This is a genomic window from Parasediminibacterium schistidii (genome assembly GCF_046546515.1).
GTDB lineage: Bacteria > Bacteroidota > Bacteroidia > Chitinophagales > Chitinophagaceae > Parasediminibacterium.
This window is the reverse complement of the sequence record NZ_JBKHKJ010000004.1, coordinates 74,405-96,843: the sequence shown is the minus strand read 5'-3', so window position 1 is coordinate 96,843 and position 22,439 is coordinate 74,405. Positions and strand designations below refer to the sequence as shown.

24 protein-coding genes are annotated in these 22,439 nt (G+C 40.2%); 14 read left to right on the top strand and 10 right to left on the bottom strand.

Annotated elements, in window-relative coordinates; translation table 11 throughout:
- Nucleotides 1-20: 20 nt before the first annotated feature.
- From ACHFIY_RS03450 to ACHFIY_RS03425, 6 genes are all read left to right on the top strand, one after another.
- Nucleotides 21-911, top strand: a complete 891-nt coding sequence (locus ACHFIY_RS03450; RefSeq protein WP_410844663.1) for a UbiA-like polyprenyltransferase — start codon at nucleotides 21-23, stop codon at nucleotides 909-911.
- A gap of 104 nt (nucleotides 912-1,015) precedes the next feature.
- Nucleotides 1,016-1,426 carry a Holliday junction resolvase RuvX gene (gene ruvX / locus ACHFIY_RS03445; RefSeq protein ID WP_410844662.1) on the top strand — a complete coding sequence of 137 codons (411 nt, stop codon included), beginning with the start codon at nucleotides 1,016-1,018 and terminating at the stop codon, nucleotides 1,424-1,426.
- An 82-nt stretch (nucleotides 1,427-1,508) separates the two neighbouring features.
- Nucleotides 1,509-2,039 (top strand): hypothetical protein, encoded by a 531-nt coding sequence (locus ACHFIY_RS03440; RefSeq protein ID WP_410844661.1) that lies wholly within the window; start codon nucleotides 1,509-1,511, stop codon nucleotides 2,037-2,039.
- A 22-nt stretch (nucleotides 2,040-2,061) separates the two neighbouring features.
- Nucleotides 2,062-2,622, top strand: a complete 561-nt coding sequence (locus ACHFIY_RS03435) for a helix-turn-helix domain-containing protein (RefSeq protein ID WP_410844660.1) — start codon at nucleotides 2,062-2,064, stop codon at nucleotides 2,620-2,622.
- Between the two features lie 77 nt (nucleotides 2,623-2,699).
- Entirely contained in the window at nucleotides 2,700-2,960 is a 261-nt protein-coding gene (locus tag ACHFIY_RS03430; RefSeq protein WP_410844659.1) for a cation transporter, read from the top strand.
- A 196-nt stretch (nucleotides 2,961-3,156) separates the two neighbouring features.
- Complete coding sequence (locus ACHFIY_RS03425; protein WP_410844658.1) at nucleotides 3,157-5,577, top strand: heavy metal translocating P-type ATPase; 2,421 nt, start codon at nucleotides 3,157-3,159, stop codon at nucleotides 5,575-5,577.
- A gap of 304 nt (nucleotides 5,578-5,881) precedes the next feature.
- Here ACHFIY_RS03425 and ACHFIY_RS03420 read toward each other — a convergent pair whose 3' ends face one another.
- From ACHFIY_RS03420 to ACHFIY_RS03400, 5 genes are all read right to left on the bottom strand, one after another.
- Nucleotides 5,882-6,412, bottom strand: a complete 531-nt coding sequence (locus ACHFIY_RS03420; protein WP_410844657.1) for a hypothetical protein — start codon at nucleotides 6,410-6,412, stop codon at nucleotides 5,882-5,884.
- A 110-nt stretch (nucleotides 6,413-6,522) separates the two neighbouring features.
- Nucleotides 6,523-6,708, bottom strand: coding sequence for a hypothetical protein (locus tag ACHFIY_RS03415; RefSeq protein ID WP_410844656.1), 186 nt, complete (start codon nucleotides 6,706-6,708; stop codon nucleotides 6,523-6,525).
- A gap of 993 nt (nucleotides 6,709-7,701) precedes the next feature.
- Complete coding sequence (locus tag ACHFIY_RS03410; RefSeq protein ID WP_410844655.1) at nucleotides 7,702-8,001, bottom strand: ISAzo13-like element transposase-related protein; 300 nt, start codon at nucleotides 7,999-8,001, stop codon at nucleotides 7,702-7,704.
- A 5-nt stretch (nucleotides 8,002-8,006) separates the two neighbouring features.
- The gene (locus ACHFIY_RS03405; protein ID WP_410844654.1) at nucleotides 8,007-8,279 is read right to left on the bottom strand and encodes a hypothetical protein; all 273 of its coding nucleotides are present in this window, start codon (nucleotides 8,277-8,279) and stop codon (nucleotides 8,007-8,009) included.
- Nucleotides 8,280-8,384: 105 nt separating this feature from the next.
- Nucleotides 8,385-8,801 (bottom strand): DUF4238 domain-containing protein, encoded by a 417-nt coding sequence (locus tag ACHFIY_RS03400; RefSeq protein WP_410844653.1) that lies wholly within the window; start codon nucleotides 8,799-8,801, stop codon nucleotides 8,385-8,387.
- A 1,108-nt stretch (nucleotides 8,802-9,909) separates the two neighbouring features.
- On the opposite strand from ACHFIY_RS03400, the gene ACHFIY_RS03395 reads away from it, so the two are divergent.
- From ACHFIY_RS03395 to ACHFIY_RS03360, 8 genes are all read left to right on the top strand, one after another.
- Complete coding sequence (locus ACHFIY_RS03395) at nucleotides 9,910-10,356, top strand: hypothetical protein (protein WP_410844652.1); 447 nt, start codon at nucleotides 9,910-9,912, stop codon at nucleotides 10,354-10,356.
- A 30-nt stretch (nucleotides 10,357-10,386) separates the two neighbouring features.
- The gene (locus ACHFIY_RS03390; protein WP_410844651.1) at nucleotides 10,387-12,486 is read left to right on the top strand and encodes a copper-translocating P-type ATPase; all 2,100 of its coding nucleotides are present in this window, start codon (nucleotides 10,387-10,389) and stop codon (nucleotides 12,484-12,486) included.
- 44 nt (nucleotides 12,487-12,530) lie between these two features.
- Nucleotides 12,531-12,920 (top strand): HYC_CC_PP family protein, encoded by a 390-nt coding sequence (locus ACHFIY_RS03385; protein ID WP_410844650.1) that lies wholly within the window; start codon nucleotides 12,531-12,533, stop codon nucleotides 12,918-12,920.
- Between the two features lie 96 nt (nucleotides 12,921-13,016).
- On the top strand, nucleotides 13,017-13,583 hold the full coding sequence (locus ACHFIY_RS03380; protein ID WP_410844649.1) for a DUF3347 domain-containing protein: 567 nt from the start codon (nucleotides 13,017-13,019) through the stop codon (nucleotides 13,581-13,583).
- A 2-nt stretch (nucleotides 13,584-13,585) separates the two neighbouring features.
- Nucleotides 13,586-14,050, top strand: coding sequence for a heme-binding domain-containing protein (locus tag ACHFIY_RS03375; RefSeq protein WP_410844648.1), 465 nt, complete (start codon nucleotides 13,586-13,588; stop codon nucleotides 14,048-14,050).
- Between the two features lie 92 nt (nucleotides 14,051-14,142).
- A complete protein-coding gene (locus ACHFIY_RS03370; RefSeq protein WP_410844647.1) occupies nucleotides 14,143-16,740 on the top strand; it encodes a multicopper oxidase domain-containing protein in 2,598 nt (865 codons plus the stop codon).
- A gap of 90 nt (nucleotides 16,741-16,830) precedes the next feature.
- On the top strand, nucleotides 16,831-17,256 hold the full coding sequence (locus ACHFIY_RS03365) for a heavy metal-binding domain-containing protein (RefSeq protein WP_410844646.1): 426 nt from the start codon (nucleotides 16,831-16,833) through the stop codon (nucleotides 17,254-17,256).
- Between the two features lie 121 nt (nucleotides 17,257-17,377).
- Entirely contained in the window at nucleotides 17,378-17,599 is a 222-nt protein-coding gene (locus ACHFIY_RS03360) for a heavy metal-binding domain-containing protein (protein WP_410844645.1), read from the top strand.
- Between the two features lie 51 nt (nucleotides 17,600-17,650).
- On the opposite strand, the gene ACHFIY_RS03355 is transcribed toward ACHFIY_RS03360, so the two are convergent.
- The 5 genes from ACHFIY_RS03355 to ACHFIY_RS03335 all read right to left on the bottom strand — a co-directional run bounded on the left by ACHFIY_RS03355 (nucleotide 17,651) and on the right by ACHFIY_RS03335 (nucleotide 22,432).
- Nucleotides 17,651-18,088: a c-type cytochrome gene (locus tag ACHFIY_RS03355; RefSeq protein ID WP_410844644.1), complete on the bottom strand. Its 438-nt coding sequence runs from the start codon at nucleotides 18,086-18,088 to the stop codon at nucleotides 17,651-17,653.
- 135 nt (nucleotides 18,089-18,223) lie between these two features.
- Nucleotides 18,224-19,522 carry a PQQ-dependent sugar dehydrogenase gene (locus tag ACHFIY_RS03350; protein WP_410844643.1) on the bottom strand — a complete coding sequence of 433 codons (1,299 nt, stop codon included), beginning with the start codon at nucleotides 19,520-19,522 and terminating at the stop codon, nucleotides 18,224-18,226.
- 55 nt (nucleotides 19,523-19,577) lie between these two features.
- Nucleotides 19,578-21,269 carry a GH39 family glycosyl hydrolase gene (locus tag ACHFIY_RS03345; protein WP_410844642.1) on the bottom strand — a complete coding sequence of 564 codons (1,692 nt, stop codon included), beginning with the start codon at nucleotides 21,267-21,269 and terminating at the stop codon, nucleotides 19,578-19,580.
- 44 nt (nucleotides 21,270-21,313) lie between these two features.
- Nucleotides 21,314-21,871, bottom strand: coding sequence for a helix-turn-helix domain-containing protein (locus ACHFIY_RS03340; RefSeq protein WP_410844641.1), 558 nt, complete (start codon nucleotides 21,869-21,871; stop codon nucleotides 21,314-21,316).
- 156 nt (nucleotides 21,872-22,027) lie between these two features.
- On the bottom strand, nucleotides 22,028-22,432 hold the full coding sequence (locus tag ACHFIY_RS03335; RefSeq protein ID WP_410844640.1) for a DUF6855 family protein: 405 nt from the start codon (nucleotides 22,430-22,432) through the stop codon (nucleotides 22,028-22,030).
- Between the last annotated feature and the right edge of the window lie 7 nt (nucleotides 22,433-22,439).

The window sequence follows — 22,439 nt, the reverse complement described above, 5'->3', positions numbered from 1 at the left end:
TAAAATTATCTTCTTAGTACATGAGTACAGTTAAAAATTACCTTTCCCTTGTCAAATTTTCCCATACAATTTTTGCATTGCCCTTTGCTTTGATTGGGTTTGCCCTAGGGGTAATTAACCATGAGGCAAATAGGCTAAATATCGGTCCTTGGTACATAAGGTATGGCATTACCTTCTTACTCGTCCTCCTCTGCATGGTTACCGCCCGGAGTGCCGCCATGGCCTTTAACCGCTATCTCGACCGCCAGTTTGATGCAAAAAACCCCCGTACAGCTAGTAGGGAAATACCAGCAGGTATTATTTCGGCAAGCAATGCCTTGAATTTCACTATCGGTTCTTGTATTTTGTTTATTGTGGCTACTTACTTTATCAACCCCCTTTGCTTTTATCTTAGCCCAGTAGCTTTGTTTATTATCCTATTTTATAGCTACACCAAGCGTTTCACCGCCTTATGCCACTTGGTATTGGGTATTGGTTTGTCATTGGCTCCTATTGGGGCATACCTTGCAGTTACAGGCAGGTTCGATGTATTGCCTATCCTTTTCTCCTTTGCCGTGGTTTTTTGGGTTAGTGGGTTCGATATCATTTTTGCCTTGCAGGATATAGCTTTCGACCAATCGCAAGACCTATACTCCATCCCTGCCGTGGTTGGCACAGCTAAGGGATTAAAAATTAGTGAGTTATTGCACCTAATTAGTGCTGCTTGTGTTATTGCATCAGGCTTTTATGGGCATTTCCATTGGCTGTACTGGATTGGCGTAGCTCTTTTTGTAGGTATGCTTATATACCAGCACGCCATCGTAAAACCCAACGACCTCAGCAAGGTAAACATAGCCTTTATGACTGCCAATGGCATTGCCAGCGTTGTATTCGCCGTGTTTGTAATTGCGGATTTGATAGCTTTTTTATAGACCTTTTTTACTCCATTAAATCTAGGCATAAATACATTGGGACGAAGCATTTTAATCCCTTGAATCCTATAAATCGTGGTTCAGACAAACTTACTCAATAAAATATGGCTAGAATTATATGTATCGATTACGGCAGCAAGCGCACTGGCATAGCAGTTACTGACCCCTTTAAAATCATTGCAACTGCTTTAGACACCATCGAAAGCAAGCAATTAATACCTTATTTAAAAGACTATTTCAGCAAAGAACCTGTAGAACTGATATTAATAGGAATGCCCCTAAACCTTGACGATACACCTACCCACGGCACGCCATTGGTATTGGCAGCCATAAAACAATTGCAGAAAAACTTCCCTGCCATCCCCTTGCAAACCGTTGACGAACGCTATTCCTCCAAAAATGCTTCCCGTGCCATGGTGCAAATGGGTATGAAAAAGAAAGACAGGCAGGTAAAAGGGAATATAGACCAGGTGGCAGCTACCATGTTGCTGCAGGAATATATGGATAATTTGTAGTGGTTTCCAATATTTTTAGCAGTGGGTTATATTTTTTCGCAATTGGAATAATATATTTGAGCCATACAAAAATATCCTGTTTATGCGAAAAATAATTTTGTTGGTTGCTGTGATTTTTTGTGTTGCTGCACAAAGTAATGCACAGTTTGGGGTGGTAAAGATGGTAGGGAAAAATGCCAATAACTACAGCCTTGGCTATGGTGCTTATTTAAAAGGTGCGTACCCGCTTCCCAAAGGGGCAAGTGCTACGCTTGAACTCGGCTTTAATGATTTTGCTTTGCAGGATGGTGGCGAAGGGGATGGTACCGTGGTTGTGCCGTTGAAAATAGGCTACCGCTACACCATAAACCATAGCGGCACTGGCTTTTATGTAGAACCACAAGTGGGTTATAATCTTGTTGGCGTAACATCTATCAATGTCAATGGCTATACAGAGAATTACAAATTCCACGGGGTAGTGTTTGCTGCCAACGCTGGCTATATCATCCCAATAAAGTCTTGCCCCATTGATTTGAATTTGAAATATGAAACTGTAAGCCACGACGGTGGCTCTGAAAACTATGTTAGCTTGGGCTTGTCGCTGTACCTTCGGTTTAAAAGAAGGGATTACTAGGTTACCCCCTTATTACTAAAAAATGAAACTCTATATAAAAAGCATGGTCTGCGGCCGCTGCAAGATGGTGGTAAAATCAATCCTTGAAAACCAAGGTTTGGTTGCATTGTCTATAGAATTGGGCGAAGTGGAATTGCAAACCTCTCTTACCAAAAACCAATTGCAAGTACTAGCGTTAGAACTAAAAAAAGTAGGCTTCGAAATAATTGACGACCATAAGAGCCAGATAATTGAAAAAATAAAAAATACGATTATCACCTTGGTTCACCATTCCAACGACTATATCAAAACCAATCTTTCCGATGCAATTGTTGCACAACTGCACCACGATTACAGCTATTTAAGCAACCTGTTTTCAGAAGTAGAAGGCACTACAATAGAAAAATATTTTATTGCCCAAAAGATTGAACGGGTGAAGGAATTGCTAGTGTATGACGAACTTAGCCTGTCGGAAATTGCCGACCTACTGGGGTATAGTAGCGTGGCTTACTTATCTAACCAGTTCAAGAAAACAACCGGGTTTACGCCTTCGCATTTCAAATCGTTAAAAGACCATAAACGCAAAGCCATCGATAATCTTTAAATGTTACAATTAATAACCATAATAATGTAATAGCTACCAGCCATTGTTAAAAGACCTTTGTATAAAATATTTAAACAATGGAAACAGTAACAAATAATGCAATTGCATCAACAGGAATTGAAACTACAGTAAACAAAACTTACCCTGTAACTGGCATGAGCTGCGCCGCTTGCGCCAAAGGCGTTCAGAACATACTACAAAAGCAAGAGGGCGTGCAATCTGCCCTTGTAAACTTCCCGGATAAAAAAGTTGACATAGTATTTAACAGCGACATTGTAAGCCCAGCAAAATTAAAGAAAGCCGTAAAAAGCATTGGCTATGATTTGCTGGTAGATTAACCTTTTTTACTTCTCACCACCTTTCTTGCCACAAAGACATGAAGGCTCGAAGCAGCACTAAGAAAAAAGCAGAAATGGCATCTAACCTTTTTATTTTCCTTCCCTTAAAACTTTGTGCTTCTTTGAGTCTTCGTGCCTTCGTGGCTAATTACTCAACATTGTACTTGAGCAATAAAACGCTTTTAAATAAACAATAATGGAAAAGGTATCAGTTACATTGCCTTTAGAAGGCATGGAGAGCGAGCATTGCGCCATGATTATTGACAAGGCACTGGCAAAAACCAATGGGGTATTGCAGCACAAGGTAGAACTGAACAACAAACAAGCAATTGTAGAAATAGATGCCGACATTACCTCTATTAGCAGTTTGGTTACTGCCATCAGGGATGTGGGTTACAATGTACCAACCGTTGTAAAAGCATATCCCGTTACAGGCATGACCTGCGCCTCTTGTGCCAATAGCGTTCAAAGCATGTCTAAAAGCCAAAATGGGGTGTTGGATGCCAATGTAAATTTTGCCGATGCTAGTTTGCAGGTAACTTTTATCCCTGGCGTTATTACGCCAGAGCAACTAAAAGCCACAGTGCAAAGCATTGGTTACGATTTGATAATTGATGAGGAAAACAGCCAAACCCTAAAAGAAGAAGCAGAGGCATTAAGGTACAACCAGCTAAAAACGCAGTTCATTTGGGCAAGCGCATTATCACTGCCCATAGTTGTTATTGGCATGTTTTTCCGTGAAATGCATTATGCCAACTATATCATGATGGCCTTGGCAATGCCCGTCTTGTTTTGGTTTGGCAAAAGCTATTTTATCAATGCATGGAAACAGGCGCTGCACGGCAGTGCCAATATGGATACATTGGTGGCTTTAAGCACAGGCGTGGCATTTTTGTTCAGCGTTTTCAATACGCTAAACCCACAATTTTGGACTAGCCGTGGCTTGCAGCCCGATGTGTATTTTGAAGCAGCCGCAGTAGTGATTGCCTTTATTTCCCTTGGCAAACTATTGGAGGAAAAAGCAAAATCAAACACATCGTCAGCCATAAAAAAACTAATTGGGCTACAGCCCAAGACAGTGCGCATAGTAGCAGATGGGCAGGAAAAAGAAATACCCATTGCACAAGTGCAGATTGGCAACGAAATAATGGTAAAGCCCGGCGAAAAAATAGCAGTGGATGGCGTGGTGGTTAGTGGCAGCACCTACATAGACGAAAGCATGATTACTGGCGAACCCGTAGCCGTATTAAAAGAAGCAGGTGCAAAAGTATTTGCAGGCACCATCAACCAAAAAGGGGCCGTGCATTTTAAAGCGGAGAAAGTAGGCAGCGATACCTTGCTGGCGCAAATAATTAAAATGGTGCAGCAAGCACAAGGCAGCAAAGCCCCAGTGCAAAAATTGGTAGATAAAATATCGGGCATTTTTGTGCCAGTTGTAATGGGCATAGCCATCCTCACATTTATAGTTTGGATGCTGTCAGGTGGGCAAAATGCCTTAACCCATGCCTTGCTTACTTCGGTTACGGTGCTGGTTATCGCCTGCCCTTGTGCATTGGGTTTGGCTACGCCAACCGCCATTATGGTGGGCGTGGGCAAAGGGGCAGAAAACAATATCCTGATAAAAGACGCAGAAAGTTTAGAACTGGCCTATAAAGTAGATGCCATTATCCTCGACAAAACAGGTACTATTACCGAGGGCAAACCCAGCGTTACCAATATGGAATGGGATGCAGCAGCAACCACAGAAGAAAAACAAATATTCTTTTCCATGGAAAATAAATCAGAACACCCCCTGGCGGGTGCGGTGGTTAATTATTTAAAGGAAAGCAAGCTGCCTTTGGTAGCGTTCACGCAGTATGAAAGCATTACTGGCAAAGGTGTGGAAGCGATGTACAACAATACAAAGTATTGGGTTGGCAGCCCAGCATTCATCGTGGAAAAAGGTATTATTATAACAGATAACATTAAGCAATTAGAAAAAGAATGGCAGGAAGCGGCCAACACGGTTATTTACTTTTTTTCTGAAAAAAGGGTGATTGGCATTGTTGCCATTGCCGACAAAATAAAAGCCACATCTAAACAGGCCATTGAAACACTGCAAAGCAGGGGCATAGAAGTATATATGCTTACGGGCGACAACCCCCAAACTGCCGAAGCGGTAGCAAAGCAAGTGGGGATTCAGCGTTTCAAAGGCGGCACTTTGCCCGCAGACAAAGCGGCGTTTATTATAGAATTGCAGCAAAAGGACAAAGTGGTGGCCATGGTGGGCGATGGCATCAACGATAGCCACGCACTGGCACAGGCCGATGTTAGCATTGCCATGGGCAAGGGATCGGACATAGCCATAGATGTAGCCAAAATGACTTTATTGACTTCCGATTTAAACACGATACCCAAAGCCCTGTTGCTATCTAAAAAAACAATGGCCACCATAAAGCAAAACCTATTCTGGGCCTTTGTTTACAACCTTATTGGCATACCCATTGCGGCAGGGGCATTATATCCGGTAAATGGATTTTTGTTGAACCCCATGCTGGCAGGGGCAGCCATGGCATTAAGTTCTGTAAGTGTTGTTGGCAATAGTTTACGTTTGAAGTTTTCGAATATTGGGGTGTAAATGAAAATGATTGATTCCCAACTCAGGCAAGACTCCTGTCCTGTTCATAATTGTTACTCAATTTGCATAATCATTAATCAAGAGTTTATTCGTTTATGTGATTATTTAAGTAACGTGTAAGCACATTTCGGAGACCTTGTGCCAGTTGGTTATGAAAATTTAAAAGTGATTAGCCTGCTTAATTTGATTTTAGTTTTGCAAATTCAATAAAACAGTTGCATCTTTATCATGCAATTTTACATTTATCATAATGCCCACTGGGGCAGGTTGGGAGTATTCCCACGGGAAATGTAAGATTGTTTTTTTATGCCTTAACGTAACCATCTGTTTTAAATTCCGCTACATTTTCTAGGGCAAATTTATTTTTTTCGGTATAGTAGTAGTTAGATGATCCTTTTGCCTTGTATTTATTAAAATCGTAGAGGTCAATAATAAGGCTGAACTTTGATTCCAAGGCATTATAGAACCTTTTTTCTTTTTTTAGGATGTATCGCTGCAATACCCAAAGCATATAATCTACTATGCAAAGTTCTGGTGTGTCTTTGCTTTGCACTATCTCGGAATTATAGCTTATTTCAATAGGCGTTTTGAGTTTGGAATTATCGCGCTCCAAGGCATTATCTATTACTTGTTTTAATTTGTGCTGGGTGTTTTTATTTCTTGCGGAAAGAAAAACCTGATAAAAAACATCTTCCTTGTTTAACCTGTCTTTTAGGAGGTGATACACCAAATCGAAATAAAACTCGGTTTCATTTTTATTGTGTTTTTTATGGAATAAATCTAACCTTTTTCGGCCTATTACACAATAGAATTTAAACCCTTCAATCTTGCGCAAAAAGTCTATAAATTTTATTTGGACTTCAAATTATCGTAGCTAGCATGTAAATACCAGCCTTTAGGGTTGTTGATACAAGGCAGGGTGTTATATAAGGGGTCGTTTCTTAGTTAGTCCATAAAAGAGGCAATGGCATTTCGGATGCCTTTTTTATCCTCTAACTTTATCATGCCAATAATTAACAAGGGCTTAAAACCCTCTGTACCTACTATGCTCCTGTTGCCGCTGGCATAAAAAGCAGGGTCGCCACTTTCGTCTATAAAAAGGTATGTTTTATGTAATTCAGTATTTGCCATTGTGCAAACATATTGGGTTGGCGAAAACTTTTAAGCATGGTTTTTCTTACAACGGCTGCCTAGTAAATATTCTTATAGAAAAACTAGGCAATATAAATGACATATCGTTTTATCTATTTCCCTTCCTTACAAGTGTTATGGGCTTTTTTGCATTAGGAAATCCTTTTTACCTGTTTAGGCAACATGCCCTGATGAACATGTCGCCCAGTATAACAGCAACCTATGCAGGCACTCGCTTTCATCAACCCGGGTTCATCAACCACCGTCATTTCGACCTTAGGAGAAATCTAACCGCATATAGGCAGTTATCAATTTTGTTAGTTCCTTGCACATTAATAACAACCTGTTTACATTCGGTTAGATTTCTCGTGCCCGCAATGACGATAAGAATGGAGCGAAGGGCACAAGTTACAGACTTGCAGCAGCGATACTTAGTTTGCGTGGACTAACGGGGACAAGTTACCTAAAGGAATAGGTAACAGGAACAGCGCAAGGAGGGAATAATTGCATATTTTTTATAATGTCTTTTTCATCGAGGTTTTTATTAAAATAGTTTCAGTTTTGCCATTTTTGTGGGATTTTTACGCTAACGTTTTTTTTCAAAAATCGTTGCCACTCACGTAAGCCATTGATTATCAACACTAATTTAAAATTTTTGTGAGTGTTTCGTGCGTGTTTTGTGCGTACTTTTTGAGTGATTTGTGCGTGATTTATGAGTGATTTGTGAGAAAAAGTGAGTGATTTGTGGGTGATAAACGCAACACCAAATTTTGGCACTACAACTATATTAATATTAGTAAAAAAAGAACTACGATTTAGCTTGGGTTGTTTTGTCTCCATGCTTTAAGCTAAATATTGCACGAAGATAAACTAAATATATTAGTATTTAGAAAAAGGTTATTATAATACTATTGGTAGATGAACCGCCTAAATGCTATAAGCTCTTGAACTGTCTGGGTTTTATGAAGACGCAAATCGGGAGATTTGCAAACTCTATGACGTAGACAGGAGTCTACGCCAAGCTGAGTTTTTCAAATTCATCAGCAATATAATAGACCAGATGATATTGAACTGCCCGTCCCTGCGGGCATAGCTGCCAGTGGCCAGCTGCTTGGTGCGCTTGCGGTAAGCATAGCCCAATGTTTTTAGCACGCGCTTCACCAGTTGGTTGCTCACTTTTACTTGGTGCTTCTCAAAAAACAATTCAGCAATCCTGTAAGGCTTTATATCCAGCCAATATAAATCCGGGTTGGTAGGACTGCCCGCTTTGTGCAGCTCTATAAATTCTGTCAACAGGGCTACATCACCATCTTTTTTTTTCTGCCAGCCCCTGGCTTGCGTTGCCTGCCTTCCTCTAAAACGGCACCTGCCGTGGCCAAGGCCAACAAATCCTTTTTGCCCGCAAGGATTGTCTTGCGGCTAACAGGCAGCACGCTACTGACATATGCTACCCCGCCACGGCCTAATTTTAGGCTTGCCAATGCGCAATAATGGCGTTTCTCTCTTTCTGGCAATTGCGAAAAATATGCTTGCTCCATGGCGGCTACTTCCGCAGGGTAAAACATCTTCATAATAGTGACTTTTTGCTACACTATAAACGAATTTGAAGGTGCATTTATTGTGCAAAATCAACTCCATGAAGAAAATCGCATTTGGGGAAAGTTTTTTCGGAAACGTTACTTATGTGAATTATATTTTTCAGAATATGCATTAATTATTGCATTTCTACTTTGAGGATTACGTCTTTTAATAGTTAAAAGTGTTTCAAGAAAAAGATGGTATTTAAATTTATCTATAACAATTGGAGAGTCAGAATATTTTATGACTTTGACAAGAGTGTTTGTATAATTGTTTTCTTGTTTTTTAAAGGCATTTTTTTCTACATAGTAAAAATCTTCTAATCCATTTAAACTAAGTGTTTCCTTTGTTCTTATTTTATTGGTATCAATTTCATAACCTATTTGAGCAGGTGTACATACTGTAGTTTTGTTATTTTCTTTTTTTCGTTTCCACAACTGCTTCTGACTATTTGTAAATGCTTTAGTATAACATTCTGGCAAATAATGATGTTTCCGAGGATTATTGTGGTTCATTTAACTTGCAGTTTTTTTGTGCCATTAGCGGCACTACAATAATACCAATAATACAACATTATATTATCGTTTTTTTTCCTTGTTGCCCTTCCCTCCCTTCTTCGCCGTTGTTGCCTTTCCAGACCAACAAAGGACCTATGGCAGATTAGCTAGTTTTAAAACTGTAGAAATAAATTGATGTTTGAGTGGAAACGCAACATAGGCGCAGATTGTGCCGAGTGCATAGCTTTCTGCTCTTGTTGATAAACATAGAAAGAACTAAGATTGAAAGCAAATCATAACTGTAAAAAACAACAATAAACAAGAACGGGTGCATTTCAAAATTTCATTTTTTGTTGTTTTCTGTTTGGCAAAAGCAGGAAATAATTTAAGTCAATGCTTTGCTGTTTGCTGCTGAACAAGTATCCTATATGGGGGCATTTTTGGATGCTCATGGGGGCATATTTCCCCCATATAGGATTTTCATTTTGGTCTATTTACCTATTTATGCCAGATTTACAGTAAGGGGCACCTTGGCCTTTACCCTCGCAACGGATGGTTGGCTTAGGAAAATGATAATCCACCATCAAAATCTTATCCGTTTCTTATCAATAAACTATTAGTTTCTTATTATAAAACTATCATTCTATTATCAATAAACTATCATAAAATTCACTTAAATTATCATAAAAAATGAGGCTTTAAAAAACATAAACAACTGAATATCAATGATTTACAAGCAAAAAAAAGAAAATGGCAAAAAAAATAAATCACGAAAAAGAAGAAAATAACCCATTTCAAATCTTCGCTTAGTGCTTCAAATTCCTTTGCCCACAAGTGTTTGTGCGGCTTATGGCGAGCTAACCAACCCCCTACTCGGGCAGGGCTCCTGTCCTGTTCGTAGCCGTTACTTGATTTGCATAATCATTAATCAAGTATGTATTCGTTTATGTCGTTATTTAAGTAACGTGTAGGCACAGGGCAGAGTCCATGCGCCAGTTGTTAACAAAAAAACTTTCCCCAATGTGTGAATCATGCAAACTTTTATTGCAATTGTGTAACAGGCTCATGGCAATGTATTTGAACCTTTACAGGTTGTGAAAATGTTTTCACACTAAAATTTAAAATCATGAAATCAGTACAAAAAATGTTGATTGCAATTGCCATTGTTACGGTCTTGGCATCTTGCCAATCCAATGAAGATGTGAAGGAAGTGCTTGCTAAACCCGACTCAAGAAAAGCAATGATGGAAACCATTGCCAACGACAGCAGCATGAGCAATGAAATGATGGAAGCGATGATGAATGGCAAAAATGGCAAAATGGTAATGATGCAGCACCACGGTGAGATGATGAAAATGATGAAAGACAATCCAGGAATGATGCAAGGCATGATGGGTGGAATGATGGATATGTGCAAAGACGACACGGCCATGATGGCCGGCATGTGCAAAAAGATGATGGAAAACCCAAAAATGATGGATAGGATGCACAAGATGAAAGCCGAAAAAATGGGTATGGATTCAAAGATGGATATGGATAAAATGAAAGGCATGGACCACAAAATGCACCATTAACTTTTTCGACAGTACAATAAATACTTAGCAATGGAACTCCAGCAATATACCTGCACCATGCACCCACAAATATTGGAAGCAAAACCTGGCAACTGCCCTATTTGCGGAATGACGTTGGTATTGGTAGCACCCGAAAACAAACATGCCCTCCATCAGCATGGCAGCAACCCACCAATGGGCATGGAAGGGCATGACCATAACAGCATGATTGCCGATTTTAAAAAAAGGTTCTATGTAGTGTTGGCATTAACTATCCCAATTATGTTGCTATCGGAAATGATACAGCACTTTATGGGTGTCCGTTGGCAATTTGCAGGTTCCAAATACATTTTATTGGGTTTGTCAACCATCGTATTTATATACGGTGGTTTCCCTTTTTTAAAAGGTTTGGTGGATGAAGTAAAGGCGAAGAACCCAGGAATGATGTTCCTCATTGGCTTTGCCATAACCGTTGCTTATAGCTACAGCGTGGCAATCGTATTTGGCTTGCCTGGCATGGACTTTTTTTGGGAACTTGCCACCCTAATCCTTATCATGCTGTTGGGGCATTGGATAGAAATGAAATCAATAGCAGGTGCATCAATGGATCTGGAATTGTTGGTACAGTTAATGCCAGCAGATGCGCACATGGTAATGCCCGACATGGTGCATGATGTAAAGACCGATACCCTAAAAGAGAACGACATCATATTGGTAAAGCCCGGCGAAAAAGTAGCAGCCGATGGCATCATCTTAGAAGGCGAAAGTTACCTGAATGAAAGTATGCTCACTGGCGAAAGCAAGCCAGTACAAAAAATAAAAGGTGATAAAGTAATTGCAGGTGCCATCAATGGCAACGGGTCTATTAAAGTAACTGTTTCCCATGCGGCTAAAGATTCCTATTTATCCCAACTAGTCAAGTTGGTGGATGATGCACAAAAATCAAAATCGCAAACGCAGTTATTAGCAGACACTGCAGCAAGATGGCTCACCATCATTGCATTGGTTGCAGGTATAGCCACCTTCTTTGCGTGGTATTTATCAGGCCAAACCCTAGCCTTTGCCATGGAGCGGATGGTTACCGTAATTGTTATTTGCTGCCCACATGCATTGGGCTTGGCTGTGCCGCTGGTGGTGGCAAAATCAACCGCATTGTCAGCAAAAAACGGCTTGCTCATCAAGAACAGGACGGCTTTTGAAAACGCAAGAAAAATTACCACCATTGTTTTCGACAAAACAGGCACATTGACCGTTGGAAAGTTTCAGGTATCAAAAATAGTTTCGCTGCAAAAAGAGTTTAACGAAAATGAAATCATCAGTCTTGCTGCGGCCTTGGAACAGCAATCAGAACACCCAATTGCAACTGGTATCCTGCAAAAAGCAAAGGATTTATCTATACCCATCCCTGCAACCGAAAACTTTAATGCCATTACGGGTAAAGGCGTAGAAGCCACGATAGAAGGAAAGAAAGTGTTGGTGGTAAGCCCCACATATTTAAAAGAAAACAATATAGCCATGCCCAATGGCTTCACAGCCAACGATACAGAAACGGTTGTATTCCTAATTGTCAATAATCAATTGGCAGGTTATATTGCCTTGTCAGATGAAATTCGTCCCGAATCAGCCGAAGCTATAAAAACACTTAAAGAAAACAATATCAAATCCATTTTGTTAACAGGAGATAACAGCAAGGTAGCAAAGAGCGTAAGCGACACTTTGGGCATGGATAGTTTTATGGCAGAAGTATTGCCCCATCAAAAATTGGAGAAGATAAAAGAACTGCAAGCCAAAGGTGAGTTTGTTGCCATGACTGGCGATGGCATTAACGATGCACCCGCTTTGGCTATTGCAGATGTGGGCATTGCGGTGGGCAGTGGCAGCGATATTGCAGCCGAAACCGCTGGTATTGTTTTGGTAAACAGCAACCCAAAAGACATTGTTAGCCTCATTTTATTTGGCAAAGCCACTTACAGAAAAATGATACAGAATTTAATTTGGGCAACGGGCTACAATGTGGTGGCATTGCCTTTGGCAGCAGGTGTTTTGTACAAGCAGGGCATCTTATTAAGCCCAGCCGCAGGTGCTGCTTTAATGACGGTAAGCACCATAGTTGTAGCCATTAATGCCAGTATGTTATCAATAAAAAAATAGGTTTAGCAATTATTCAATAACATTTCACTCATAAATTTGCATCAGTGAAAAAATTAGTCGCCATATTCTTTTTAGTTATTTACAGTCTCACAACTGTAGGTGCTAACCTACAGTCCCATTATTGCATGGGTGAGTATATAGGGGCAAGCCTATACCATACGGCAAAAGAAAAATGTGGTAGGTGTGGAATGACTAAAGCCAAATCCGAAGGGTGCTGCAAAGATGAACATATATATGTCAAGCTGAAAAGGGAGCATCAAACACAGCACACAATAAATTTTTCTTTCTTCAGCATCCCAATCATCCTTCCCTCTTTTTTTATACACAATCAAATAGGTACAACATCTATAGCCAAAACCTGCACCCCAATTCATGCACCGCCTAACCTGCTAGGGCAAAAAATATACATCCTCAACTGTGTTTATTTAATTTGATTCATTGAACATTTAATGTCTTTATATTTTCATTGATGGCCTCATAGCTATCTATGGATTGATTATTTATTTTATTCAAACATTCAAATTATACAAATGAAAAAGTTAATCTTAAGCATAGCTGTTATAATAACAACATTAATTGCTTGTAATGGCAACAATAAAACCCCAGATGTAGCAAAAAAAGAAATGGGTGGCGATACAGCAGTTCAAACTATTATTGCCACTTTTCCCATAAAAGAAATACTTACCAACTATCTGCAACTAAAAAATGCCTTGGCAAAAGACAATAGCAAAGATGCCGCCACCGCAGCAAACGCTATGGTAGCTGTTTTAGGAAAAGTAGAGATGAAGGGTTTGTCGAAAGCAGAGATGAAAAGCTATATGGATATAGCAGACGACCTAAAAGAAAATGCTGAACATATCGGAGCAAATGCGGGTAAAATTGACCATCAAAGGGAACATTTTATAATGTTGAGCAAAGACGTTACCGACTTAATAAAAACCTTTGGCAATGGTGGGCAGACCTTGTACAAAGATTTTTGTCCTATGGCAAACGAAGGTAAAGGTGCACTATGGATTAGCGAAACCAAAGACATCAAAAACCCTTATTTGGGCAAAGCAATGCCTACCTGCGGTTCAGTAAAACAAACAATGCAATAGCAATGAAGCCAATTAAAAAAATAATATTGGCTCTGGGTATCTTCTTTATTGCAGTACAATTTATGCAATCTGTCCGCAACAAAAGTGGGCAGGTATTGCTAACCGATTTTGCAAAGGTTTATGCAGTGCCAAACAATGTACAATCTATTTTACAAAATGCCTGTTACGATTGCCATAGCAACAATACCGTTTACCCTTGGTATGCCAACATTCAGCCAGTGGGATGGATTATGAAAAGGCATATTGATAACGGAAAAGAAAAATTGAACTTTAGTACGTTTGGCAGTTACAGTAGCAGAAGACAAATAAGTAAAATGAAAGGTATCTCAGGTCAAATAAAAGATGATGCCATGCCAATATCGTCTTACAAAATGATGCACAACAAAGCAAACCTTAGTAAAGAAGAAAAGGCATTAATCATGGATTGGATGAATAAAACAGCAGATAGCCTTTCATTGGCTAATTAATAGAAATGAAAAAAGTAAAACAAATATTAATTAGCATTTTAAAAGCAATCTTTATTCATAAAAAGAGTTGTTGCAAATAAAAATATTAAAAAATGAAAAAAATAACATTAATAATATTCATCCTTGCCGCATGTTACTTTGCACAAGCACAGGATATGAAAGGCATGAATATGGGTACAAAAGACACAAAGGCAAAAGCAACTGCTACCACTTACACTTGCCCTATGCACCCTGAAATACATGCTACAAAGCCGGGCAATTGCCCCAAGTGCGGCATGAAATTAATACCGGAAAAGCCTAAAGCCGTTAAGCAGCCAACCATGCCAATGCCCATAAAAGATACGGCTAAAAAAATGCAGGATATGGGTAAAGGCAATGCTACTGATGGGATGGATCCAATGAAGAAAATGGGCAACATGGATATGCCTGGCATGAACATGGCTAAACCCAAAGCAGGTACTATACCTACAAAAACCATTGTACATAATACCCCTCCCCATACTATCCACTACGATTTATACATAAGGGATACAATCGTAACTTTTGGTAAAAAACCAAAACATGCCATTGCCGTAAATGGGCAGATACCTATGCCCACCCTCACCTTTACCGAAGGCGACACGGCAGAAATTTATGTGCACAATGAAATGGACGAAGAAACATCCCTGCATTGGCATGGCTTGATTTTGCCAAACCAATACGATGGTGTACCCAACCTTACGCAAATGCCAATTGAACCCCACAAAACCTATTTGTATAAATTCCCAATTATACAGCATGGCACGCATTGGTACCATAGCCATACCATGTTGCAAGAGCAAATAGGTATGTACGGGGCTTTTATTATGAACAAAAGAAAAGAATTAGACATCCCAACAATACCTGTTCTGATAAGTGAATGGACTGACATGAAACCCGAAGAAGTACACCGCAGCCTCCACAATGCTACGGATTGGTTTGCCATTCAAAAAGGCAGTACCCAAAGCTATGCTGAGGCTATAAAAACGGGTAATCTCAAAACGAAACTCACGAATGAATGGAAGCGAATGAACGCCATGGACGTAAGCGATGTGTATTACGATAATTTTTTAATCAATGGTAAAAATGAGCAACAAATTAGTGAGGGTCAAGTTCCCCTCTCTTTCGGAGAGGGGTTAGGGGTGAGGTCTTTTCACAAAGGAACTAAAGTTCGCCTACGCATAGCCAATGCCGGGGCATCGGATTATTTCTGGCTCACCTACGCTGGCGGCAAAATAACAGTCGTTGCAACCGATGGCAACGATGTAGAACCTGTGGAAGTAGATAGGCTAATCATTGCTGTATCAGAAACCTACGATGTAATCGTTACCATCCCAGACAATAAAAGTTACGAGTTTTTGGTAACGCCTGAAGACCGTACCAAATCCGCCTCGCTTTGGTTAGGGAATGGCATAAAAGTACCTGCCCAAAAACTCCCCAAGCTTACTTATTTCGCTGGCATGAAAATGATGAACGGAATGATGGATATGCGTGGCAATATGGTAAATATGGACGGCATGAAAATGCAAAACCAAACCATGGACATGAACACAGTCATGTACCCTGAAATAATGGATGCCGATAATACTAAATCACCCGCCCAAGATAGCAGTCAGGGAATGGACAAAGAAAACCAATCTGCCGATTTGGTTACGCTTAATTATTCAATGCTACGTGCTACTAGCCCAACTACGTTGCCAAATGCACCAGTAAAAGAATTAAAGTTTGACTTAACGGGGAACATGAACAGGTATGTGTGGACATTGGACAACAAAACAGTCTCCGAAAGCGATAAAATCCTAATCAAAAAAGGCGAAAACGTGCGAATTATCTTATACAACAATAGCATGATGCGCCACCCCATGCACTTACATGGCCATGATTTTAGGGTTTTGAATGGCCAAGGCGATTATGCCCCGCTAAAGAATGTATTGGATATGATGCCCATGGAAAGGGACACTATAGAATTTGCAGCCACAGAAAGTGGCGATTGGTTTTTCCATTGCCATATTTTGTACCACATGATGAGTGGCATGGGCAGGGTATTTAGTTATGTCAACTCACCCGTTAATCCAGAAATACCCTACCCCAAACTGGCGCAAAGAAAACTATTTGCCGATGATAGGATGCCACACTTTATGGCAAAAGTGGGCATAGAGACCAATGGTAGCGATGGCATGGCAATGCTGGCACAAACCCGTTGGAAAGCCAGCACCCTTTGGCACTTAGGCTACCACGATATGCACGGCTACGAAAGCGAAACAATGATAGGGCGTTATGTAGGAAGGATGCAATGGTGGTACCCATATATAGGGTTCGACTACCATTACAAAATGGAAGGCGGCCCCAAAAACATTTTTGGCAGCGAAGAAAAAAACTGGTTTGGGCAGGCAAGTAATAAAAGCAACCGCCATACTGCCGTTGCAGGTATTGCATATACACTCCCGATGTTAGCAATTGCCGATGCAAGGGTAGATGGCGATGGCAAATTCCGATTTCAACTAAGCCGGGAAGATGTTCCTGTTACCAGCCGTTTGCGCTTTAGCCTTATGGTGAACACAGATAAGGAATATATGGCTGGCCTACGTTATATCGCTACAAAATATATCAATATTTCTACCCATTACGATAGCGATATGGGGTTAGGGGTCGGCATTACCATTACCTATTAGCTTTTAATGACTTAACGCATGAGCAAACGTGATAAGGGTCATTTTCAAAGGCAGCTTTTTTGTTTCACTTTGTATAATAAAATTATAACAATGAAAACAATGAAAATCCTGATGATGGCAGTTTTAACCATCTTATCTGTAACCGTATTTGCACAAATAAAAGGGGGCAGGAAAGACACGATGCAACATACCAAGTATTACACCTGCCCAAAACATGACACCATAGCCATGAAACTGCCAGGCAATTGCCCCATTTGTGGCATGAAGCTGAACCTTTCTAAAAAAGAAGCGGCAAAAATAGCCCAGTCAAAAACGTATATATGCCCATCGCATCCTACCGAGGTTAGCGACAAGCCCGGCAAATGTTCAGTATGTGGCATGAATTTGAACCTATCAGCAAAGGAAAAAGCAAAACTTGGCTATACATGCCCCATGCACCCAAGTGTAAGAATAGATAAAGATGGCAAATGCCCTAAATGTGGTATGGCTTTAACACCTGTAAAGAAGAATAGCTAGCGCATTTTATTGACTTAGAATCAATAATCTTACAACTCTTACCCATAATTCCATAAGAATGGCCATACAAAGGATGTTACTTTTGTATGGTCATTCTTATTTAAACAATAAAATATAAAAAATGAAAAAGTTACTTTTAGTCCTTACACTTTCTTTTGCAACAGTTGTCAGTTTTTCTCAAACAATGCAAGATAGCACTGCCAAGAAAACGAAGACAGCTACAAAAAAATACACCTGCCCTATGCACCCAAAAGTAATTGCCGACAAGCCTGGCAAATGCCCTATTTGTGGGATGACTTTAGTGCTAGTAAAAACAAAAGCAGCTACAGGGATGAAAATGTAATTGCTCCTTCCTAAAAGTAGGGAGTCATTGCATTTGTTCTTTTTTATAAAGCTAGGCTTTCTTTCCACCCCTTACAGCTTTTACATCTTCTGCCGTAACCGCGCTAGCCTTGTTGCCAAAGCTGGCGCGGATATAGGTTAGCACGTCTGCAATTTGCTGGTTGGTAAGGTTGGCATGGCTAGCCATGTTATTGCCGTAATATTCACCATCAATAGGTATCCGGTCGGTCATACCTTTTAAAACAATACTGATAATTTTTTTCTTGTCACCCACTACATCCGTGTTTTCATACAAAGGCGGGTTTAAGTGTGGCACCCCTCCCCCATCTGCCTGATGGCAACTAAGGCATTCGGTTTTATATACGCCAGCCCCTCTTTGCGCAGAAGCTGCTGGGGATTGGGCAATGCTTTTCTTGGCTGGCTTTTGTGTTTGCGCCCATACATAAACTGTAGCTGAACAGATAATAGCTACCAATAACATTTTCTTCATACACGCTATTTAAAATGCTTTAACTTTATAATACGAAATTTGGTAATTTACATAGATTTCAAACTTTCCTAATTCCTAATTCCTAATTCCTAATTCCTAATTCCTAATTCCTAATTCCTAATTCCTAATTCATAATTACTTCTTGTAGTTTATTTTATAAATAGTCCCTTTACTATCATCGCTTACATACAAGGAACCATCTGGCCCTTGGGCCAAGCCACAAGGGCGGTGTTCTGCACCACGGGTAGATGTTACAACTTCCTTGCCCGAAAAGCCATCTGCAAATACTTCCCACTCTCCTGTTGGCTTGCCGTTTTTAAAAGGGGCAAACACTACAAAATAACCAGCCTGTGGCAAGGGCGACCTATTCCAACTGCCATGAAAAGCAATGAACGCACCATTTTTATACTTTTCAGGGAATTGGTTGCCTGTGTAAAACAGCAATCCATTTGGAGCCAAATGCCCAGGAAAAGCAAGAACAGGGTCTTGGTATTCGCTGCTGCCTTCTTTTTTTCCATCGCCACCATATTCAGGTGCTAATATTTTTTTGTGCAGCAAGTGGTTGTAATAAATGTAAGGCCAGCCGCAATTGGAACCTTTGTGCAACTCGTACATACATTCTGATGGCAACTCTGCACCTGCTTTTGAATCGAAATATTCTGGCCAGTTGCCGTACAATTGGTCACGTCCATGCTGCATTACAAAAAGTGAGTTTGTTTGCTGGTTCCAATCAAGCCCTACTACATTGCGCAAGCCAGTTGCATAGCGGGTGCCATCGCCATAAGTTTGGTTCAATTTGTTTGCCTTAAACACCCATATACCACCTGAACTGTCCAATATGGGGCAGGGCATTATTCCTTTTGAGCCTTTTTGCCTATCGCTTTCCTGGCAAGCATTGGCATAGCCACCAATATTTACATAGATATTGCCTTCGTTATCCAAGGCTATGGATTTTGTTTCGTGCTGGTGCCTATTGATTAAACCTGTTATTATTTTTTCAGGGGCATCGGTGTTAATCACTTCGTTCTTAGCATCTAATTTATAACGAAAAACCTCTTCATCGCTGGAAGCATACAAGTAGCCTTTTTTAATTGCTATGCCAGTACCAGCAAACTTATCGAATGTAGATACCACCTCATACGTGCCATTGCCTTTTAAATCTTTCAATACAAAAATGCCTTTTCCGTTTACAGTGCGGAAACTTTTTGCATACAAAGTACCCTGAGGTGTTACTACTATATGCCTAACTTGACCTATATGATCCGCCGCTTTTATGGCTGTAAATCCTTGGGGAAGTTTTAAGCCTGCATTAGTGGTATCACCAATTAAATCTTTCGCCATATTTTTCTTGGCTATTTCTACAGGAAACCCATTTGCCGATCCCGCAAAAGCAATAATTGAAAGCCACAATACAGGCAACAATTTTTTATTCATAATTAATATTATTTTTTTAGCCACTAAGTATCGAAGTGGCAGGCTACTACATTCCCTATTTCCACTCAAAAGTAAGCAAAGAAACGCTTTGTTTAGGTAATTCGATATTGAGGAGCAAGCCCTTTTCTACAATATTTATTTTATGTTCCTTTTCTAGTTTTTGCAACCCGTCCAATTTTTCCAACATAGCAATTTGGCTTTCAGAAGGCGGCTGAGGTGAACCCATTTTTTTCCAAGCCTCATACGCATTGCTGTGATCCGTATCTATAATATACTGAACCATCGTAGCTTTTTCAGCAGGAATGCCATTTATATTCAATTGGGCATGTTCTGAAACGCCCACCCCATCATTGTCGTGGTAATTCCACAGCATAATAGCCGCTTTTTTACCATTTTTAGAGGCCAATACGCCTACATCAGCCTGCTTCCTTACGCTGGAATCGAGGATGTCTTTTAAATCATACATCCTACTGCTGCTAGCTTCAACAAATTGACCCCCCATTTTGCCAAACATACGGAACACATTTAAAACAGGCTTATCAATACCATTTGTAGCTAAGTCGCGAAAGCCCGCAAACCAAGGCTGGTTTTCAAATTCAAACGACCAGTTTACCGCGCCTATCAAATTTACGTTGTATGCTGCTGCCAATTCATATACCCTTGCAATGGAAGCGGCTGTGTAGGAAGAATACATGGTGCCATTTCTATAAGCATTAGACGGGTTTGTGGCCATGCCGCAAGCTGCACAACCTTCCGGATCCGATTCACCAATAATAATTGGCAACCCATTCAGCTCTGGGTATTTGCCAAATAATGTAAGATAGTCCGTGATAATCCGCAATTGTTTGCTAACATCCATTCGCACTACCCCTCTCACCAATCCTGGCCTGCCTTTGGCATGGAACAAAAAAACTTCCAGCGGAGAGCCTATTTTACCTGTAACATAGTTGGTATCGTATAAACAATGCCTAATAAAGCCCTCCGAAAATTTAATGCCCCCAGTTGTTGCATCGCATCCACCAATCCTTGCCGTAGGCAATGCTCTTTTTACGCCATCAGCTGCGTAATCGTATAACTTGTAAAATTCTTTCGCTGTTCCTTTCCAGTAGCTACCGTCAGCTTCGTTCCAAACCTCCCAATACCAACTGGCTACTTCTTTTGCCCCATACCTAGCAACGCAATGCTTTACCCATTCGTAGCACAAATCGCCCCACTTTTTGTAATCCTTTGGCGGATAGGCCCAGCCTGTAATTATTTTGGAATAAGGATCGCCAGGCTTCCAAGTATGTTTATAAGGCTGTGGGTGCGTGGACAATGCTTCTGGCATAAAACCTATTTGTGCCAATGGCTTCATGCCCCGCTGGATATAGGTATCAAAAATACTGTCAACAATATTCCAATAATATACAGGATTGCCATTGGCATCTTCGGTATAAACATTAGTACTGCCCCATTTAAGGGCAGGTGTACCATCGCCGGACGTTAATAAATTATGTGCCCTTACATATACAGGTACTGGGCTTAACTCAGCAATTTCTGAAAGCAGTTTTTTGCCGTCTTTCATATAGGTGTAATTTGGCTCGTCATAGCCAAACCAAGCCCATATCGGTTTCATTTCACCTTTTTCTTTGGCAAAGTCTATATTCACTATTGCCTTACTTGCTGATTGCTCCTGCCCCTCTACATTAATAAAGAAGCATATCATTACAAAAAAAGCAAAACACGTTTTAAAAAAAATCCGATTCATGGCAAGCTATTTATCTCTATATGATTATTGATTAATTTTGGTACTTATACAAATATGTCTATATATTCCACCTCGTCAGAAATGGGCATTATACCGTGCATTTGGGTAGCATTAAAATATAGGCTATCCCCCTCTTTTAAATGATAGCTGGTATTGCCAATATCCATTTTCATTTCTCCTTTTAATACAAATACAAACTCTTCGCCCTCATGCGATAAAAGGTGTGGCTTTACTTCCCCTTTTTTGGCCGTGAACAAAAAAGGTTGCATTTTTTTGTGATGGAACCCAGATGCAAAAGGGAAAATGGCATAGCCTTTCCCAGTTCTTGCAAGGCCGCTCAACGATTTTTGCTTGGGTGTATAAATTGCATCTAAACCTGTATTTTCTTCCATTAGGCTGGAAATAGTTGTGCCAAGCACAGTGGCAATTTTTACCAAACTTGCTACAGAAGGAAGCGCTTTATCGTTTTCAATTTTTGACAGCATACTTTTAGATAGTCCACATAAATCTGCGACTTCTTGCAATACCCTTTTTTGGGAAATGCGCATTTGTTTGATACGGGTGCCTATATTTTGCAGGGAATTGTCTTTATCAACTTTCAACTTATTTTATTTTAATTCAACCTTGTTGAACAAATATATAAGTAGTTTTTTAAATTGGGCAAATAATTAAAATAATTGGAGATGAATAAGCTGCATCTTGGTAAATGCTAGTATTTAGTCAAAGGCTTTACTCAAGCTTTAAAAAATATAATAAACCTACATAGCTTTCATCTTATTGTTTTTGGGTTCATGCGTTAGTTCTGCCAATCCCAGCTTTTCCATCAACGGTGGCACATACATACCAAAACGCCCACGCAACCCTTTTTTTAGGCCATACCACCCACCAACAGGGTTTGTTTCCGAACGGCCCCATGCTTCTACGGTTCCTTCTTTTGCTGGTTTTTGCTCGTCTGCACTTCCAAGTTCCATCCAGTTGCCATGTGCTTTTAGCATTGCGTGCAAATCATTTAAACAACGGTAATCGTACAACAAAGTTGTTTTGCCCACCACGCACACAATTACTTCCTTGCCATCTTTTACATCCTTATACATTTCATAATCAGAGGATAGAGGTGGTGTCTTTAATTTCCACGTGTTTGCTTTTGTTCCTTCTGTTGACATTTCATGA

Coding starts and splice junctions, on each gene's coding strand:
- ruvX (WP_410844662.1), top strand. CDS start 1,016: ATGGCTAGAATTATATGTATCGATTACGGCAGCAAGCGCACTGGCATA.
- ACHFIY_RS03365 (WP_410844646.1), top strand. CDS start 16,831: ATGAAAACAATGAAAATCCTGATGATGGCAGTTTTAACCATCTTATCT.
- ACHFIY_RS03370 (WP_410844647.1), top strand. CDS start 14,143: ATGAAAAAAATAACATTAATAATATTCATCCTTGCCGCATGTTACTTT.
- ACHFIY_RS03355 (WP_410844644.1), bottom strand. CDS start 18,088: ATGAAGAAAATGTTATTGGTAGCTATTATCTGTTCAGCTACAGTTTAT.
- ACHFIY_RS03345 (WP_410844642.1), bottom strand. CDS start 21,269: ATGAATCGGATTTTTTTTAAAACGTGTTTTGCTTTTTTTGTAATGATA.
- ACHFIY_RS03440 (WP_410844661.1), top strand. CDS start 1,509: ATGCGAAAAATAATTTTGTTGGTTGCTGTGATTTTTTGTGTTGCTGCA.
- ACHFIY_RS03430 (WP_410844659.1), top strand. CDS start 2,700: ATGGAAACAGTAACAAATAATGCAATTGCATCAACAGGAATTGAAACT.
- ACHFIY_RS03350 (WP_410844643.1), bottom strand. CDS start 19,522: ATGAATAAAAAATTGTTGCCTGTATTGTGGCTTTCAATTATTGCTTTT.
- ACHFIY_RS03390 (WP_410844651.1), top strand. CDS start 10,387: ATGGAACTCCAGCAATATACCTGCACCATGCACCCACAAATATTGGAA.
- ACHFIY_RS03415 (WP_410844656.1), bottom strand. CDS start 6,708: ATGGCAAATACTGAATTACATAAAACATACCTTTTTATAGACGAAAGT.
- ACHFIY_RS03405 (WP_410844654.1), bottom strand. CDS start 8,279: ATGAAGATGTTTTACCCTGCGGAAGTAGCCGCCATGGAGCAAGCATAT.
- ACHFIY_RS03400 (WP_410844653.1), bottom strand. CDS start 8,801: ATGAACCACAATAATCCTCGGAAACATCATTATTTGCCAGAATGTTAT.
- ACHFIY_RS03435 (WP_410844660.1), top strand. CDS start 2,062: ATGAAACTCTATATAAAAAGCATGGTCTGCGGCCGCTGCAAGATGGTG.
- ACHFIY_RS03395 (WP_410844652.1), top strand. CDS start 9,910: ATGAAATCAGTACAAAAAATGTTGATTGCAATTGCCATTGTTACGGTC.
- ACHFIY_RS03380 (WP_410844649.1), top strand. CDS start 13,017: ATGAAAAAGTTAATCTTAAGCATAGCTGTTATAATAACAACATTAATT.
- ACHFIY_RS03375 (WP_410844648.1), top strand. CDS start 13,586: ATGAAGCCAATTAAAAAAATAATATTGGCTCTGGGTATCTTCTTTATT.
- ACHFIY_RS03450 (WP_410844663.1), top strand. CDS start 21: ATGAGTACAGTTAAAAATTACCTTTCCCTTGTCAAATTTTCCCATACA.
- ACHFIY_RS03360 (WP_410844645.1), top strand. CDS start 17,378: ATGAAAAAGTTACTTTTAGTCCTTACACTTTCTTTTGCAACAGTTGTC.
- ACHFIY_RS03335 (WP_410844640.1), bottom strand. CDS start 22,432: ATGTCAACAGAAGGAACAAAAGCAAACACGTGGAAATTAAAGACACCA.
- ACHFIY_RS03425 (WP_410844658.1), top strand. CDS start 3,157: ATGGAAAAGGTATCAGTTACATTGCCTTTAGAAGGCATGGAGAGCGAG.